The organism is Vibrio sp. 070316B, from assembly GCF_013114115.1.
GTDB classification, from domain to species: Bacteria; Pseudomonadota; Gammaproteobacteria; order Enterobacterales; family Vibrionaceae; genus Vibrio; species Vibrio chagasii_B.
Genome location: NZ_VTYC01000027.1, coordinates 38,022 through 54,535 on the forward strand (window position 1 = coordinate 38,022; position 16,514 = coordinate 54,535).

General features: G+C 45.7%; 13 protein-coding genes and 2 tRNA genes. 6 read left to right on the plus strand and 9 right to left on the minus strand.

The genetic code is table 11. The features are described from left to right. Positions 1 to 63: 63 nt before the first annotated feature. The gene (gene ansA, locus F0251_RS18330) at positions 64 to 1,080 is read right to left on the minus strand and encodes an asparaginase (protein WP_105057433.1); all 1,017 of its coding nucleotides are present in this window, start codon (positions 1,078 to 1,080) and stop codon (positions 64 to 66) included. A 119-nt stretch (positions 1,081 to 1,199) separates the two neighbouring features. Further along, complete coding sequence (gene sppA, locus F0251_RS18335; RefSeq protein WP_171731528.1) at positions 1,200 to 3,050, minus strand: signal peptide peptidase SppA; 1,851 nt, start codon at positions 3,048 to 3,050, stop codon at positions 1,200 to 1,202. 276 nt (positions 3,051 to 3,326) lie between these two features. Between sppA and F0251_RS18340 the strand changes: the two genes are divergently transcribed. The 3 genes from F0251_RS18340 (at position 3,327) to F0251_RS18350 (ending at position 8,164) form a co-directional block, all read left to right on the plus strand. Next, positions 3,327 to 5,336 (plus strand): NADPH-dependent 2,4-dienoyl-CoA reductase, encoded by a 2,010-nt coding sequence (locus tag F0251_RS18340; protein ID WP_171731529.1) that lies wholly within the window; start codon positions 3,327 to 3,329, stop codon positions 5,334 to 5,336. A 176-nt stretch (positions 5,337 to 5,512) separates the two neighbouring features. Next, a complete protein-coding gene (locus F0251_RS18345) occupies positions 5,513 to 6,061 on the plus strand; it encodes an NAD(P)H nitroreductase (RefSeq protein ID WP_008223265.1) in 549 nt (182 codons plus the stop codon). A gap of 114 nt (positions 6,062 to 6,175) precedes the next feature. Then, positions 6,176 to 8,164, plus strand: a complete 1,989-nt coding sequence (locus tag F0251_RS18350; protein ID WP_171731530.1) for a DNA topoisomerase III — start codon at positions 6,176 to 6,178, stop codon at positions 8,162 to 8,164. Positions 8,165 to 8,188: 24 nt separating this feature from the next. Here the strand turns inward: F0251_RS18350 and F0251_RS18355 are convergent, their stop codons facing one another. From F0251_RS18355 to F0251_RS24575, 3 genes are read right to left on the minus strand one after another with little or no spacing between them, the layout of a single operon-like run. Further along, positions 8,189 to 9,190: a DUF3080 domain-containing protein gene (locus F0251_RS18355; protein ID WP_171731531.1), complete on the minus strand. Its 1,002-nt coding sequence runs from the start codon at positions 9,188 to 9,190 to the stop codon at positions 8,189 to 8,191. Between the two features lie 7 nt (positions 9,191 to 9,197). Next, positions 9,198 to 9,884, minus strand: coding sequence for an SDR family oxidoreductase (locus tag F0251_RS18360; RefSeq protein WP_171731532.1), 687 nt, complete (start codon positions 9,882 to 9,884; stop codon positions 9,198 to 9,200). 25 nt (positions 9,885 to 9,909) lie between these two features. Further along, positions 9,910 to 10,035, minus strand: coding sequence for a hypothetical protein (locus F0251_RS24575; protein WP_301339456.1), 126 nt, complete (start codon positions 10,033 to 10,035; stop codon positions 9,910 to 9,912). Between the two features lie 110 nt (positions 10,036 to 10,145). Here F0251_RS24575 and F0251_RS18365 point away from each other — a divergent pair, with 110 nt between their 5' ends. Beyond that, on the plus strand, positions 10,146 to 11,066 hold the full coding sequence (locus F0251_RS18365; RefSeq protein WP_061033753.1) for a histone deacetylase: 921 nt from the start codon (positions 10,146 to 10,148) through the stop codon (positions 11,064 to 11,066). 64 nt (positions 11,067 to 11,130) lie between these two features. Here the strand turns inward: F0251_RS18365 and F0251_RS18370 are convergent. The 4 genes from F0251_RS18370 to F0251_RS18385 form a co-directional block, all read right to left on the minus strand. Beyond that, positions 11,131 to 11,221 (minus strand) — tRNA-Ser (locus F0251_RS18370). A gap of 400 nt (positions 11,222 to 11,621) precedes the next feature. Further along, a tRNA-Ser gene (locus F0251_RS18375) sits at positions 11,622 to 11,712 on the minus strand. A gap of 138 nt (positions 11,713 to 11,850) precedes the next feature. Further along, a complete protein-coding gene (locus tag F0251_RS18380) occupies positions 11,851 to 13,653 on the minus strand; it encodes a DUF3413 domain-containing protein (RefSeq protein WP_061033754.1) in 1,803 nt (600 codons plus the stop codon). A 28-nt stretch (positions 13,654 to 13,681) separates the two neighbouring features. Beyond that, positions 13,682 to 13,909, minus strand: a complete 228-nt coding sequence (locus F0251_RS18385) for a YejL family protein (RefSeq protein WP_004740674.1) — start codon at positions 13,907 to 13,909, stop codon at positions 13,682 to 13,684. Between the two features lie 84 nt (positions 13,910 to 13,993). Between F0251_RS18385 and yejK the strand changes: the two genes are divergently transcribed. Together yejK and F0251_RS18395 are read left to right on the plus strand one after the other, a co-directional pair. Next, positions 13,994 to 14,998 (plus strand): nucleoid-associated protein YejK, encoded by a 1,005-nt coding sequence (gene yejK, locus F0251_RS18390; RefSeq protein WP_061033755.1) that lies wholly within the window; start codon positions 13,994 to 13,996, stop codon positions 14,996 to 14,998. A gap of 107 nt (positions 14,999 to 15,105) precedes the next feature. Further along, complete coding sequence (locus tag F0251_RS18395; RefSeq protein WP_061033756.1) at positions 15,106 to 16,494, plus strand: Hpt domain-containing protein; 1,389 nt, start codon at positions 15,106 to 15,108, stop codon at positions 16,492 to 16,494. The last annotated feature ends 20 nt before the right edge of the window (positions 16,495 to 16,514 follow it).

Here is a 16,514-nt window from a genome sequence, read left to right on the forward strand (position 1 = left end):
GCTCACGTGAAACTGCTGCTCACATCATAGAAGAGCAGCGGCTCAAGATGAACCTTAACGAGCTTACAAGCTCATCTCACCACGCAGTACTTGCTGCATCTGAGTTTTCACTTCTTCGTAGCTTAGGTTTTGGCTTAATAGGTAATGAAGTTTCGCTAGTGCCGCTTCCGGAGTCATATCATAACCACTAACAACCCCAGCTTCTGCTAAAGCACAGCCCGTCGCATAGCCACCCATGTTCACTTTACCTGCTAAACATTGAGTTAGGTTTACCACGATAACACCGCGCTCTGATGCGTCTTTTAGGTGCTGAAGTAGCTCTGGGTTTTGTGGTGCATTACCAACACCAAAAGTCAGCAGGATCATTGCGTTAACAGGTTGTAGTAACGTGTTACGGATCACTTCGTGTGAGATGCCTGGGTACATAGTGATTACGCCGATTGGTTGCGGTGTAATGTTATGAACCTTGAACTTCCCTTCAGGTTGCTCGTTGACTACAACGTTGTTGCTTAGCTGGATATTGATACCAGCTTCCAACAGCGGATTAAGGTTTGGAGAGGTAAACGCATTGAAGCCATCAGCATGTGATTTAGTGCTGCGGTTACCACGCATTAATTTGTTATTGAAGAACAGTGTCACTTCGTTGATTGGGTAATTCGCCGCGATGTGTAGTGCATTCAATAGGTTTGCTTGGCCGTCAGAACGTAGCTCAGCAAGTGGGATCTGAGAGCCGGTTACAATCACTGGTTTGCCAAGGTTTTCTAGCATGAAAGACAACGCAGAAGCGGTGTACGCCATGGTGTCAGTACCGTGCAGGATAACGAAACCATCGTATTTGTCGTAGTTCGCGCGGATGTCATCAGCGATAGTCTGCCAATCAAGTGGCGTCATGTCTGAAGAGTCCATCAATGGCGAGTATTCGTGGATGGTGTACTCAGGCATCTCTGGGCGATGGAATTCAGGCATACCAGCAAGCTGTTTATCCATGAATCCAGCAACAGGGACATAGCCGTGATCATGCGATTTTTGCATGCCGATTGTGCCGCCGGTGTACGCGATATAGATGTGTTTTCTTTCCATGGCGATTATTACTTTAGTGTGATGTAGGGAACAGGTGGGCGATTATAGCGAATTATTATGTAATAAAAAGAGGCGCCTCACACAGAGGCGCCCCTTGATAATAAAGCGTTGAGCTTAAATTATTGAACTTGGCAGTTTAAGCAAAAAGCGTAACGGCCTTGTGGGTCGTTAAAGTTGCTTAATAGTTGGCTATCTTGAGCTAACTGCTGCGTAACCGGCTGCAAACTGCTTGGTATCATTGACTGAATATCAAGGCCAATCGACATCTGGACTTGGTTCATAAATTCTTGAATAAACTGCTCAGTGGCTGAAAGTGGCTCTTCTACCCAGTAGATGTTGTAGCTTTCGAGTTCTGCAAGTGAAGCGGCGGCTGCAATCGCGTCATCGAAGTCACCAATTTCATCGACTAAACCGTTTTGCATAGCGTCTTGACCTGTCCATACGCGACCTTGAGCAATTTTATCGACCGCATCAACATCCATTCCACGGTTTTCTCCAACTAGACCGATGAATCGGCGGTAGCCATGTTCAATACCCATCTGGAACGCATCTTTCGCGCCCTCAGTTAGGCCGGTGGTGATACCAAGACCTGAGAACGGTGATGTGCCAACGCCATCAGTATAAACACCAATATCATTTAAGCCTTTTTCGAAGGTAGTGATGACACTGAAGATACCAATCGAGCCAGTTAACGTAGTTGGTTGAGCGAGGATCTTGTCTGCGCCCATTGAGATCCAGTAACCACCAGAAGCGGCAAGGCTAGACATTGACACAACTACAGGCTTACCCGCTTGCTTAATCGCTTCTATTTCATTGCGAATAACTTCTGAAGCAAATGCGCTGCCGCCAGGGCTATCCACTCTAAGAACAACGGCTTTAACTTTGTCATCGTTACGAGCTTGGCGAAGTAGAGCCGCGGTTGTATCGCCACCCACGGTGCCACGTGGCTGTTTGCCATCCATAATAGCGCCGCTAGCAACAATCACAGCTACATCGTGTGATTCACTGCTCATGTCTGGAAGCATGGTTGCACGGTACTCGTAGTAGCCAAGTGCGTTGTAACTGTCTTGACCATCACTGCCGAACACATCTGCAAGCTCTAGTCGAACTTGCTGGCGAGTGGCTAGCTCATCCACCAAACCAAGTTTTTCCGCCAGTTTCGCGATATCGCCATCAACAGATTCAAGCTCTTTCAAGAAAGTGTCCATGCTTGGATTGAGTGTCTTCGCATCAATTTGGCGGTTATTGCTCACATCATCAACGTAAGCGCTCCAAAGTTGGCCCAACCAACGTGATGCCGACTCTTTGGCTGCGTCAGACATGTCGTCACGAATGAACGGCTCAATCGCTGATTTGTAAGTGCCCACGCGGAACACATGAGTGTTCACATCGAGCTTCTCTAATAAGGTTTTGTAGTAAAGCGAGTAGGCGCTGTAACCTTTAAGAAGTACACCACCATCAGGCGACATGTATACCTTAGTTGCGTAGCTTGCTAGGTAGTATTGGCTTTGGTTGTAGAAGTCACCCACCGCATAAATTGGCTTTCCTGAAGCTTTAAACTCATTTAAGGCTTTAGCGATGTAGCGCAGTTTAGTTAGGTTGGTCTCTGGCAGCTCTTTAAGTGCCAAAACAATACCTGTTACATTGTCATCGTCTTTGGCGTAGCGAATCGTTTCAACGATATCAAAGAGAATGTTTTCTTTTGGCAGGTCCTTACCAAGCAGCGAGCCAGTGACGGAGTCCATTGGGTTAATATAGCGACTTTGTTCAACAATCGGACCCGACAGGTTAAGCACTAAAGCTGATTGTTGAGGCACCGTTGGTTGTGCAGTGTCTGAGTGGAAGTAAACAAAGTAGATAACGGCGATACTAAGTAAGAAGATTAAGTTAACAAGCGCAACACGTATAAACGTAATCAGCTTCCAAATCCCTTTGAAGATCATGCCTATAAATTTGAATATTTTTTTCATTCTGTCTCCGCAGTGAGATTACGTCGCTTTAACAAGCAGCAGTACCATTAATCTCAATAATATGAACTGCTTAGTATCCTACGATAATTCCCAAGCTCAAACTACACCAAGAATTGTTAATCGATATATTCTCATTAAGTGTAGACAGATTAGGGGCTTCTGAACGATTAATACCTTCAGCATTATGATCGGTGTTACAAAAATGTAAACGGTTGTTTGAACTTTTGGTGATTGAACTATACTGTGGTCAGACCACAAGGATAAATAATAGAAGTGATGTCTGCCATGTACCCACATTTACTTGAACCACTCGATCTTGGATTTACTCAGTTACGTAACCGTGTATTGATGGGATCAATGCACACCGGCTTAGAAGAGCACAAAGAAGGCCTACATAAACTCGCCGCGTTTTACGAAGAGCGAGCAAAAGGAGGCGTTGGCCTAATTGTTACAGGCGGCTTTTCTCCGAACTTACGTGGCAGATTATCCCCATTTAGTGCTGAATTCAGTAAAGTTAAGCACGCGAAAGCCCACCAGGTTGTTACCGAAGCGGTACATAAACACGGTGGCAAGATCGCTTTGCAGCTGTTGCATGCTGGTCGATATGCGATGCACCCATTCGCGCAGAGTGCGTCAGGTATAAAAGCACCAATCGCCAAATTTGCGCCAAGCGAGATGAGCCCTCGTCAAATCAAAAAGACCATCAATGCCTTCGCTAACAGTGCCGAGCTTGCTCAAGTGGCAGGTTACGACGGCATTGAAATCATGGGCTCTGAAGGTTACTTGATTAACCAATTTATCTGTAAGCGAACCAACATGCGTTACGACGAGTGGGGTGGCTCTTATGAGAAGCGCATGCGTTTCCCACTAGAGATCGTCAAATCGATTCGTGAAGCTGTGGGCGATGATTTCATTATTATCTTCCGACTGTCGATGCTGGATTTGGTTGAGCAAGGCAGCACCTTTGAAGATGTTGTGTTACTGGCTCAAAAGCTTGAAGAGGCGGGCGTTACCATTATCAATACAGGTATTGGTTGGCATGAAGCTCGTATCCCAACTATCGCGACACAAGTACCACGTGGTGCTTTCTCATGGGTAACTGAGAAAGTGAAACCGTATGTTTCTATTCCCGTGATCACTTGTAACCGTATCAATACACCTGAAGAAGCAGAACGTATTATCAGCTCCGGTCAGGCCGACATGGTCTCCATGGCTCGCCCTTTCTTGGCTGACCCTGATTTCGTCAACAAAGCCGCGCAAGATCAAGCACAGTTCATCAACACCTGTATTGGTTGTAACCAAGCGTGTCTTGATAACGTATTCAAAGGGAAACGTGCGAGCTGTTTGGTTAATCCACGAGCGTGTCACGAGACTGAAATTGTCGTTCAACCCGCACCAGCGACTAAGACTATAGCGGTTGTAGGTGCTGGCCCTGCAGGTTTAGCTTGTGCGACGACTTTGGCTCAACGCGGGCATAAAGTTGATTTGATTGAGAAAAATGATCGTATAGGCGGTCAGTTTAGACTAGCAATGCAGATTCCGGGCAAAGAAGAATTCAGAGAAACGATTCGTTATTTTGCTAACCAAATCGACGCATCGGGCGTGAATCTGAAACTGGATACTGAAGCTACGTTTGAGATGCTACTTAAGTACGATGAAGTGGTGATGGCGGCGGGTGTAGAGCCAAGAAAACTGAATATTGAAGGTATTGATCACGAGAACGTGGTCGATTACCAAACCTTGATTCGCGAAAAGACACCTGTAGGTGAAAAGGTCGCGATTGTTGGTGCTGGTGGTATCGGTGTCGATGTGGCAACCATGCTCACCGAGCCGACGTCCCATAGTTTAGACGATTGGCTACATGAGTGGGGCATCGATAAGAATATGGAACACCCAGGTGGCTTGTATCCTTACCCGGATTCATTCAGTGACAAAACGGTTTGGGTTATGCAGCGTAAAGCGGGTCGCGTTGGTAAAGGTCCGGGCAAAACCACAGGCTGGATTCACAAACGCACACTAGAAAAACGCGGTGTGAACTTACTTGGTGGCGTGAGCTACAACAAGATTGACGACCAAGGTTTGCATATCAGTGTTGGTAAACAAGATCAGGTATTAGATGCCGATTCCGTTATCGTGTGTGCAGGTCAAGTATCGGTGAGACCATTCGAAGATATGTGGCAAGAGTTTGGTGGCAAATTGCACGTGATTGGTGGTGCTGATTATGCTGGTGAGCTAGATGCTGTGCGCGCTATCCGTCAAGGTGTTGAACTAGCGATTAAGTTATAGAGCCAGTTAGCTAAGTTACTGAGATAGATGTTTGAACAAGGCTCCTAAGTCGTAGATTTAGGAGCCTTTATTGTGTCTAATCTAGTCTATATGGGGAGTCGTTGAGATTTATTATCGTTTGTATTCTGTGCTAAAGTTCAAGTATACAAATAATAAAGAAATAGTAAGGACTTCAAATGGATGCTTTGGATCTACTGCTCAACCGACGCTCTATCGCAAAACTCTCTGATCCGGCACCTGAAGGTGTAGCGTTAGAAAACATCATCAAAGCGGGCTTACGAGCTCCTGACCACGGTGCACTAACACCATGGCGCTTTGTTATCGCACAAGGTTCAGGGCTACAGAAGCTATCTGATATCTTGGTTCGTGCTGCTGAAGCGGAAGACAGCGAAGAAGCGGTGATTGAGAAAGTGAAAAAGGCGCCGTTCCGTGCTCCTATGGTAATTACTGTCATCGCTAAAGTAACCGAGCACGAGAAAGTACCAGCGATTGAACAACATCTTTCTGCAGGTTGTGCGGCGCAAGCAATGCAAATGGCGGCTGTCGCTCAAGGTTTCCAAGGTTTTTGGCGCTCAGGCAAATGGATGTTCCACCCAGAGGTACATCAAGCATTCGGTCTAGAAGGCGATGACGAAATTGTTGGCTTCCTATACCTAGGTACGCCGGGCTGCACACCAATGAAAGTGCCAGAGCGTGACTTCTCTAAGTTTGTTGAGTTCCTATAAAGAGCACTGAAGCTGAATAGTGGAATGCTAACTGTATAAACAACCAGTTTTTCTTGATTTATTAGGGTCACATTAGATAATGTGGCCCTAATTGTTTGTAGCATCTGGAAAAACATGTCTCGCCTTATTATTGCTGAAAAACCAAGCCTCGGTCGCGCGATCGCCGCTGCACTGCCAAATCCACAGAAGAAAGACCAAGGGTTCATTAAATGTGGTAATGGGGATGTAGTGACTTGGTGTATTGGACACTTATTGGAGCAGGTTGAGCCAGATGCTTATGACGACCGCTACAAGAAATGGAACTTGGCCGATCTTCCTATCGTGCCTGAGCAGTGGCAGCTAAGGCCACGCAAGACTTCAAGCAAACAGCTCACGGTGATCCGAAAGCTATTGAAGGACGCCACTCAAATTGTTCACGCCGGAGACCCGGATAGAGAAGGGCAGCTTCTGGTTGATGAAGTGATCGATTACTGCAAAGTTTCTAAAGCCAAGAAAGAGTCGATGGAAAGGCTGCTTATCAGCGATTTGAACTTACCAGCCGTGAAGCGTGCACTTTCTCAAATGCGCAGCAATCGCGATTTTATCCCTCTCTCTGTTTCAGCATTGGCACGCTCTAGAGCCGATTGGCTGTATGGCATGAACATGACTCGCGCTTATACCTTGCTGGGTCAAAAAGCCGGTTACCAAGGTGTATTGTCGGTAGGGCGTGTGCAGACGCCAGTACTTGGTTTAGTGGTGAGGCGTGATGAAGAGATCGAAAACTTCATTCCAAAAGATTACTTCACTTTGCATGCCTTGATTCCTTACCAAAATAACGGACAGAGCTTTGATATTCGTGCTCGCTGGAAACCAAGTGAAGCGTGTAAGCCGTGGCAAGATGAAGAAGGTCGTGTACTCAATCGAAAGTTGGTTGAAAATGTCGCTCAGCGAATCGCAAACCAACCTGCAACCGTCACAGAGTCAGAGCAGAAGCAAAGTAAACAAGCTGCGCCACTTCCTTACTCTCTGTCTGCCTTGCAGATTGATGCCTCCAAACGTTTTGGCATGAGTGCTCAGCAGGTGTTGGATACCTGTCAGTCTTTATATGAGAAGCACAAGCTCATCACTTACCCTCGTTCCGATAGCCGCTACCTTCCTAAAGAGCACTACTCTCAGCGAGAGTCGATCGTAGACGCCATCGCCAATAATGCGAAAGAGCTACAAAGTGGTGCTCAAGGCGCGGATCTCTCACTGAAATCAAAAGCATGGAACGACAGTAAGGTCGATGCTCACCACGCAATCATCCCAACACCGAAGAAATCATCGGTGAATGGTTTGTCTGCCAATGAGATGAAAATCTATCAACAAATCGCACGCCAGTATCTGATGCAGTTCTACCCACCGGCTGTGTTTGCGGACGCTAAGTTAGTGTTTGATATCGCTGGTGGCGTGTTCATCGCAAAAGGACGTCAGCTTATCAACCCGGGTTGGAAGGTGTTGATGGGTAAAACAGACACCGAAGAGAAAAGTGATGGTACTGATACGGTTCCACCGCTCGATAAAGGAACGGTGTTGACCTGCCGCGAAGGTGTCATTGGAGACAAGAAAACCGAGCCGCCGAAGCACTTCACAGAAGCGACACTGCTCCAAGCGATGACAGGTATTGCGCGTTTTGTCGCGAATAAGGATCTGAAAGCGATTTTGAAAGAGACTGATGGTCTTGGAACAGAGGCGACTCGTGCGGGCATTCTCGATACGCTATTTAAAAGGCAGCTGCTAACGCGCCAAGGTAAAAGCATTCATAGTAGCCCAGCAGGTAGAGGTTTGATTCATGCCCTACCTGAAGATTCGACCTTTCCGGACATGACAGCACACTGGGAACACCAGTTACAGGGCATGGCCGAGCGTAACCAAGCGTACCAACCTTTCATGCAAGCGCTGGAAAGCAAGATTGATGGCTTAATGGGGAGAGTGAAAACAGGTGAAGTGCCTGAATCACTCCGTCATCTCCCTAAAGTCGAGAGACCCGCTTTTAAACGCAGTAAAGGTGGTGGAACGAAGAAGTCTTATGCCAAGAAAGGTAACTATGCTAAGAAAGGCGTTTCGGCTAAAAAAGGATCTTAAAGCTAGCGTTTGTAAGTGCTCCAGTTAGCGTCCGACTTTACGTCCACAACGCTTAAACAACTGTTGCCAATACTCAACATGGCGGCGAGTGGATGCGCGAAAGGCTTGGTGCGTATCTTGGATGGGGAAGTAGTAGCTGTGCAGCTCTGGTTGAGCGTCAAACATTGCCAGTTGCGGGGCGAGCTGCTGATAGTAGCCATCCAGCTGCGCCATGTAAGGCTGTACCTTGCCAATGTATTGTTGCTCGAATACGTTGTTGAGGTAACGGAACTTAGTGGTGTCTCGTTGTTTTCCGCAGATGATATTGGCATCAAAAGTAGTGAGTTGCTTGGTGATGGTATCGAGCTCAACCGACGCACGAGCAAGCGAATAATACAGATCCCCAAGGGTAGAGCTCTTCTCTAACACCTCTTGCACCTCTGTGGTCTTACCCGAAACAAGCGGCGTATTTAACGATTGGTTAAGATGCTCTAGGGCATCACTCGTCTGTCTTACTTGTTGACCAATATCCTGACGCAACCACTGGCTTCCACGCATCTGTGCCTGCATGGCATCGCTAGCATAAATCAGGTTCCATTGATGGAGCGGAAACTGAGCGAGCTTCTGTTGCTCGATCCGTCTCAAGAGTTCGATGATTTCTGGGTCTAGCTCATCACTGGATAAGCACTTGCCTACGCCTTCGAGTAGAGCAACTTGATAATCGTAATTGCGGAATTCGTCCGCGACTTTTCCGAGCACTGAGTTACGCTCAGCAATCAGGTTGAAAAGCCCACATTGGCGAAGTTGATAGCTGTCGATGAGCCCAATAGAAACTGAGGGGACGTTTAACAATAGCTCTCGCTTTCTTGGCAACCTTTCAAACTCCCACTCTTGTTTGAGCTCCTCAGCATCTTGCACCCTTGCTACCTTGGTTTGATAGTCATCGAACAAGTCTCCAGGGACTTCCCCAAAACATCCTCCGAACACCACAGTGATTAAAAGCAGTGGTGAGCGTTGTGCGAAGTTTGTAAGAAGGCGAAGATTCATGGGTTACCTACCAGTCTATTTCACTGCCATCGAAATTGAAGAAGTGACCACTTACTTCAGTGCTGGCAGACTCGATGACTTTAATAAGACCAGACGCTGAGGTATCGGTGTCAATAAGGGCATTAGGACCACCCATCTCTGTCTGTACCCAACCTGGGTGCAGTGCCAATACCGTGAAGCCGTTACTGGTTAGATCATTACTTAAACTTTTTACAACGGAGTTGAGAGCCGCTTTTGAAGAGCGATAGATGTAGCCGCCACCAGAGGTGTTTTCTGCCATGCTGCCGACTCGGGAAGACAAGCAAGCGATCTTTTTAACTTTGCTGCCTTCTAGTAAAGGAAGAAGTGTTTCAACCAGCTTCAATGGCGCAATGGTGTTGACCTCAAAAACGCGTCGCCACTCTTCTACATCGGTGTTACCCAGTCCGTAACCTCTAGGGCCGTAATAGCCAGCATTGTTAATTAGAATATCAATGGGCTGTATTTGAGCAGGTAGCCTGCTGGTGGCTTGGTAATCGGTGATGTCGAGTTGAATGCAGGTCAAGTTACTGTGATGTTCTGCGAGTGCCAGTAACTCTTGCGCCGATGAGGTATCACGATAGGTAGCGTAAACGGTGTGATTGTCCTTTACGTATTGCTGAGCAAGGCTTAAACCAATGCCTCGGTTGGCTCCAGTAATAAAAATAACGCGCATGGTGATTCCTTTTCAGTTCAATTAGTTAAGTGTGATGGCTTAACACAAGAAAATCAACGGCCCACCAACTGGCCATTAGCATTCCGACAAAAATCATTACTGCTGTCGCTGAGCCACAGATCACCCCAAGGGTAAGTATTAGGTTTTTCATTGCTTTCTCTGAAGATTATTAAAGATAATGATAATTGTTATCATTAATTTGGGTTGTCGCCAAGTCTGAGGCTGTTATGATTTTGAGAAAGATAAGCAATTAACTCGATTATGATTCCTTTAATTTACCACCCAATCTATTCACAGTTACCTTTACCAGAAGGCCATCGCTACCCAATCAACAAATATCAGTTGTTGCATAGTGCTGTTGAGGCGCTGATGGATAGTGAACCTCGATGGAAGAGCAAGTTTGAAGTGTGCCAACCAACGCCCGTTTCGGTTGAGCAAGTAAAACAAGTACACGATAGTGACTATGTCGATTTGCTCGTGTCTGGTAATTTGCCTGCGGCTAAAATGAGACGCATCGGTTTCCCGTGGAGCGAGCAACTTATTGAGAGAACACTCTACTCAAGTGGTGGAACCTGCTTGGCCGCTGAAATGGCAATAGAGAGTGGTTTAGCGATTCATTTGAGTGGTGGTTATCACCACGCGCATCATGATTTCGGCAGCGGATTTTGTTTGTTGAATGATTTGGTGTTAGCAGCAAAGCATGCACTTACCTTTGAGCAGGTTGATAAGGTGCTGATCGTAGACAGTGACGTACACCATGGCGATGGGACGGCGACACTCTGCCAAGAGAGCGATGAGATCATCACTTTGTCATTTCACTGCGACAAAAACTTCCCAGCAAGAAAGCCACTATCGGATCTGGATGTGCCATTAAGTCGCGAGACGGAAGATGAAGAGTTTCTGCGTTGTTTTGAGCAAGTGACTAAGCTGGCAATTGCGCATCACCAACCTGATCTGATCATTTATGATGCGGGTGTCGATATCCACCAAGACGATGAGTTGGGTTACTTGAATGTATCGACGCAAGGAATCTTTGAACGCGATTGCTTCATGATTAGCTTAGCAAAATCAGAGTCTATTCCAATGGCGTGTGTTGTTGGAGGAGGCTATCGAACTCAACATCAAGATTTAGTACCGATCCACATGCAGCTTTTGAAAGCGGCCCTAGCCGTGAATAGTTGACTTGCTGAGCTAGTTTTCTTCAGATACAAAAAAGCCGCTGATTTCTCAGCGGCTTTTTCTAATGTGGTGGAGGGATAGGGATTTGAACCCTAGAACCGCTATTAACGGTTGCCGGTTTTCAAGACCGGTGCTTTCGACCACTCAGCCATCCCTCCGATGCCGCGTATAATATAAGGGTGGCTTTCGCTTGTAAATACCCTTATTAACTGACTGCTTTTTTTATGAACGCTTTTCGCTGTTTTTGTATTGAATGGCCGTTTATTGTGCACTTTCTGATGGTTTATCTTAACTACCAACTAAAAACGGATAGCTAAAAGTTAAAAACGAGTGCCAAAGAACGGCATGTGTCCTAAGCCTGGTGAACTAAATAGGTAATAACAGGAATCTTTAGCTGAAAGTTTGGCAAAGTAATAGAAGGAGTAACGCTAGATAACCGAGAGACTGCGGTATTAACAGCTACTCAAGGTTCACTTAGTGTGAGGGGGAAAGCATAGAGATAAGTGGTAAACCCTAGATGCAAAAAAGCCGCTGATTTCTCAGCGGCTTTCTCTAATGTGGTGGAGGGATAGGGATTTGAACCCTAGAACCGCTATTAACGGTTGCCGGTTTTCAAGACCGGTGCTTTCGACCACTCAGCCATCCCTCCAGTGGCGTGAATAATATAAGGGCATGAGGATCTTGTAAACCCCTAATTTACATAAATTTGTTCTGTTGCTTGTTTTCTAGGCATTAACGGCAATAAAAAAGGGAAGCCATTGGCTTCCCTTCTTCGTTTGGTGATCATTTAATCATTTTTTGCGTAGAATCGCTGTAATTCAGTGAGACCTTGCATAAGTACTGGTAAGCGAGGGCTTACATTTTTTAGTCGTTGGTAATCTTGGTCGTACAGTTTGTAGTTACCAAACTTATCTAGCACAGTAGTTTGCTTATCTGTCACAAGCGCTAACTCACGAGAATCACCCGCAAGAACCCATTTTCTCTTACGCTCATCAAACAAGCTGCGGCCGCTGCTAAAGTCAGTTGGGTTTGAAGATACACCCAGTAGCTCTTGCATTAGTGTTACTGAAATATCTAAGTGGCTAGAGCGGTGAGTGTACTCAGACGCTGATTTACCTGGCCAGCTGATAAACAGCGGAACCTGCAATTGATAACGACTGTAGTTAGAGTTTGCACCCCAGCTGTTAGTCTTGGTTTCGTTAAACTCAGTACCATGATTGGAGGTAATGATAACCACCGTATTATCGATAAGGTCTAAGCGTTCCAATTCTGCGTAGATGGTCGCAAGCTGTGCGTCCGCTGCTTGAGCTGACTTTTGATAATCAGCAGCAAAGCGCTCTGCGGTTGTTAACGCTGAGTCTGACTCGGCTTCTGAACTTGCAAAGTTGTCCAGTGTTGTCAGCTCAATAAAGTTAAACCAAGGGCGTTTAGCTTTCGGTGATTCCACCCAGCTTGACCAAGCTTGGATTGCACTCTGGTCATTAAACGTCGCTTGCTCTGACATGATCTTACGGCCTCGGAAGATGATGTCCGAGTAAAGTGTATCGTCAAAGTTGTCACCGCTGAATGCGGCCAACTTGTAATTGTGATTATCTAATACATCCAATAGTACTGAGCTCGCGCCTTGAGCTTCAATGCTGCTCGCATAGCTGCTCGGAAGGCCGTAGAACAAACCGAAAATACCAAACATGTCGTTACTAGAACTGTAATGGTTAGTAAAGTTGATCGACTGTTGCGCGAATGCATAGCTATTCGGCATTGATGCTTCGTTAAGAGCGTCTGAGCGTAGGTTATTCACGCTCACCATCAGGATGTTCAAGTCATCACTGCGGCGGTTGTATTGAATTTCTTCTAGCGGGTAGCTAACAAGGTTTACATTGCCTTTGTTCGCTTCTAAACGCTCTAGATATTCTTCACGGTCTAACAGACCATGTTTCTCCATAAAGCTTTTCGCTGTCATTGGGTAAGACAGTGGGAAGTTGGCTTTTTGGCTGGTAATTGGGTTATAGAAATACGCATCAGCCCACATGTAAGTCAGGTGGCTACTGATGAAACACAGGAAGAAGACGGCGGTAATAGGACGACCGATGTGTTTATGAGACAGTTTACGCTGCTTACGCCAAACCCACTCAGATAGACCGAGTTGCAGCAAGAAGATAAGCGGCATAACAATGAAGAGGTGCTGCAAGTCAGATGTGAATGCAGACTCCTCTCCACTGAATAAAACCTCCCACACGACAGGCGTCAGGTGGAGGTTTATATCTTGATACGTTTGGGTATCAATCAATAGGACAGTTAAACCTATGGTCGCAAAGCAAACGGCAACCAAACGTAATAACTTCCTCGACGGAAGAATAAATGTGAGCGGGAACAGCACTAATAGATAGAGCGCAAATACCAAAAAGCCGAAATGACCAACCCATGACGCAGCCAAATAGAACTGACCCAGCAGGGTTTCTGGCCAAGCAGATTGAGTGATATAACGAGTACCAATCAACATCGCAGCAATGATGTTGAAAAATGCAAACCAGTGACCCCAACCAACTAGGCGAGATACACGATCGCTATATGAGTTTGCGCTGTCTACCATTTATAATTCTTTTATCCGTCAATCAAATTTAGTGAGACTTTTTATCTTCAAGAGAAGAAATTAAAGCCTCGGCAAATTTTTCAGCAATTCCTTTGCGTTGTGAAGCAGCAACGTTCTGATTTAAGACATTGGTTGCGATATTTCCAGCGATCATCAGTGAAAGTTCTGGTGAAGCTTTGTGCTTAGATAGTACAGCACCTACTTCAGCTAGGATTTTTTCAACTTGTTCATCTGTGTATTTAGATATAATCGGCATAAGGACTCTAATAATGATAGTAAAAGCGGCTTATGATAACCTACTATGCACGACAACTGAAACCTGAACGGTAATATTTTCACTATGAGCCTTCACCTTTCCAACGTAATTTTACACCAGCTGAGCAAGAACGATCAGGAAGAACTGATTGTTAACTATCGTGCTGAATCTCTAGAAAACGATGCTTCTTCTGAAAGCCTAGTTGCTGAACTTCATCGTGTTTTTAACTCAAAAGCAGGCAAAGGGTTTGGTTCTTTCAAATCTGACAGCGAATTCCAACAGTGGTTGCATCAACTTCGTGCTGGTGAGACAAACTTTTACGATTTTTCTCAAAAGAGTGCGCAACGTCTAAAAGACGAGCTTTCAAAATACCCATTTGCTGATGAAGGCATCTTGGTAATGGCTGAATATCAGTCACTTGCAACTGACTACCTTTTCATTGGTCTACTGCCTTCAAACCAAAGCTTGAAGGTAACAGAAGGGTTAGATATCAGTGCGACTGACTACTTAGATATCTCTAAAATGGACATCGCAGCTCGCTTAGATCTTTCTACTTACGAGACAGACAAAGAGTCAAACCGTTACCTAACGTACATTAAAGGACGTGTTGGTCGTAAAGTGGCCGACTTCTTCTTAGATTTTCTTCAAGCGGAAGTAGGTCTGGATGCAAAACTGCAAAACCAGGTGCTGATGCAAGCGGTAGAAGATTTTGTTTCTGACTCTAAATTAGAGAAAGAGGAAGCGATCAGCTACAAAAAGCAGGTTGCTGATTACTGTAACGAGCAGTTAAAAGCGGGTGATGAGGTTCAAGTGCGTGAACTGTCTGGCGAATTACCAGCAAGCTCAGATGGCACCAGCTTCTTTGACTATACTAGTGAGCAAGGCTACGAGTTAGAAGACAGCTTCCCTGCAGATCGCGCAACTATGCGTAAACTAACAAAATTTGTTGGTGCTGGTGGCGGTTTGAATGTTAGTTTTGATAGTCTGCTTCTAGGCGAGCGTATCTTCTATGATCCGGAGACAGATACACTAACGATTAAAGGCACACCGCCAAACTTACGTGACCAACTGACTCGTAATAAGTCATAGTCCGAAGTGAATAGGTAAGCGGCAGTAGGATGCTGTCGCTTGTTTTTGTGCTTTGTGTCTTCGCCATAGCAATAATGGCTTTAAGTTAACACGCACAAGGAATATAGATGGAACAATCAGTAGCAAAGCCCACTCGCTTTAATAAACCAGCCACTTTCTTAGTTGTGATTTTGGTTCTGTGGCTACTTCCTTCATTGGCACTTCTCAACCTAAGCCGTTCCTACACAAACTCTCTTGCTCAAATCGAAGAGCTGGGTATTCGCGTTAACGAATTAAGACAGTCACTCTATTTCTCGGAACCACTTCGCGTCTCACGCATCAATGAGTTAGCTCTTGACGCTCAATTAGTTTATTCGATTCGACTTCAGATCGAATCCGATTTCCAAAACGCATTTTTCCGCCCTGACGTAAACCAACTGCTTTATGTGGCAGACCAGTTCTTGGACAAATTTGACGAGTTCATTCCAATCGAAAGTCAGGTTCAAGAGATTGTCGATAACATCAAGCTTTTACGTGCAGACAAGCAGTTATCTCCCAAGTTAAAACCGTTGCTAAATGAATTCGGAGTGGTGGTTTTTGAAGCCATGTATTCAGACAGCCAAAGCTCGTCGGCAACCTATCGAGCCTTTGATTCTATTCTTGAAAGATCTTACAAGTTAAAGACGGAGGAGCAGGACGCCATCCAACAGTTGTTGGCTGATGCTTCTGCTTTATTGGTGGATTATGCTCAACTTAACTTTCTAGTCGATAAGATTAAACAGAACTCAGTGAATAAGCAGATCATCAAATTGGAGGCTGAGTATCATGAACGTCAGTTTAACCTTTTACTTGTGATGTTAGGTTTGAGCTTAGTGGCGATGGGTGCATTGGTTGTTTGGAGTATCAACGTGAGAAAATCGGCGCAGCAACCTAAAGCGGAGCTGAGTGCTGATCCCGAGCCTAGCATGGAGAAGGTGGTTCAATTTTCTGATAAAGAAGAATTGTTTCCTGAAACCAGCGTGGAACCGCCTCCCTCAGTAACTGAAAAGCTTGAAAGTGATTCTGACGCCGCGTCGAATCAGCAGACACAACCTCTACAAACCATGGACACTGCAAGCCAACCTGATTTGCAAGAGGCGGCTTTGACTGAGAGGCATGCTGCCAGTGTGACGGATTCAAAGCCCGCGATTGATATTGAAGATATGCTCGAAACACTCGATGGCGATGCGGAATCGGTAGAATTGTTGCTTGGGGTTTTTGTCCAAGACCACGCTAACGACTTTGAAAAGTTTAAAGCGCTGTTGACCAAAGATGAAACCTCAGCTGCTCGTATTGTGCACAGTCTAAAAGGTGTGGCAGGCAGCATTAAAGCATCGCGATTAGCGATTATTGCCGCAAGTATCGAGATGACAATGAAGCAATCCAGAGCCATCAGTGAACATGATCTGACTGAGCTTGAGCAGGCGATAAGAGCCTCGGTGGATTCCGCTGTCGAATATTTAGATAATCAGCGTTAACTTTTGCGGGAGTTTTGACA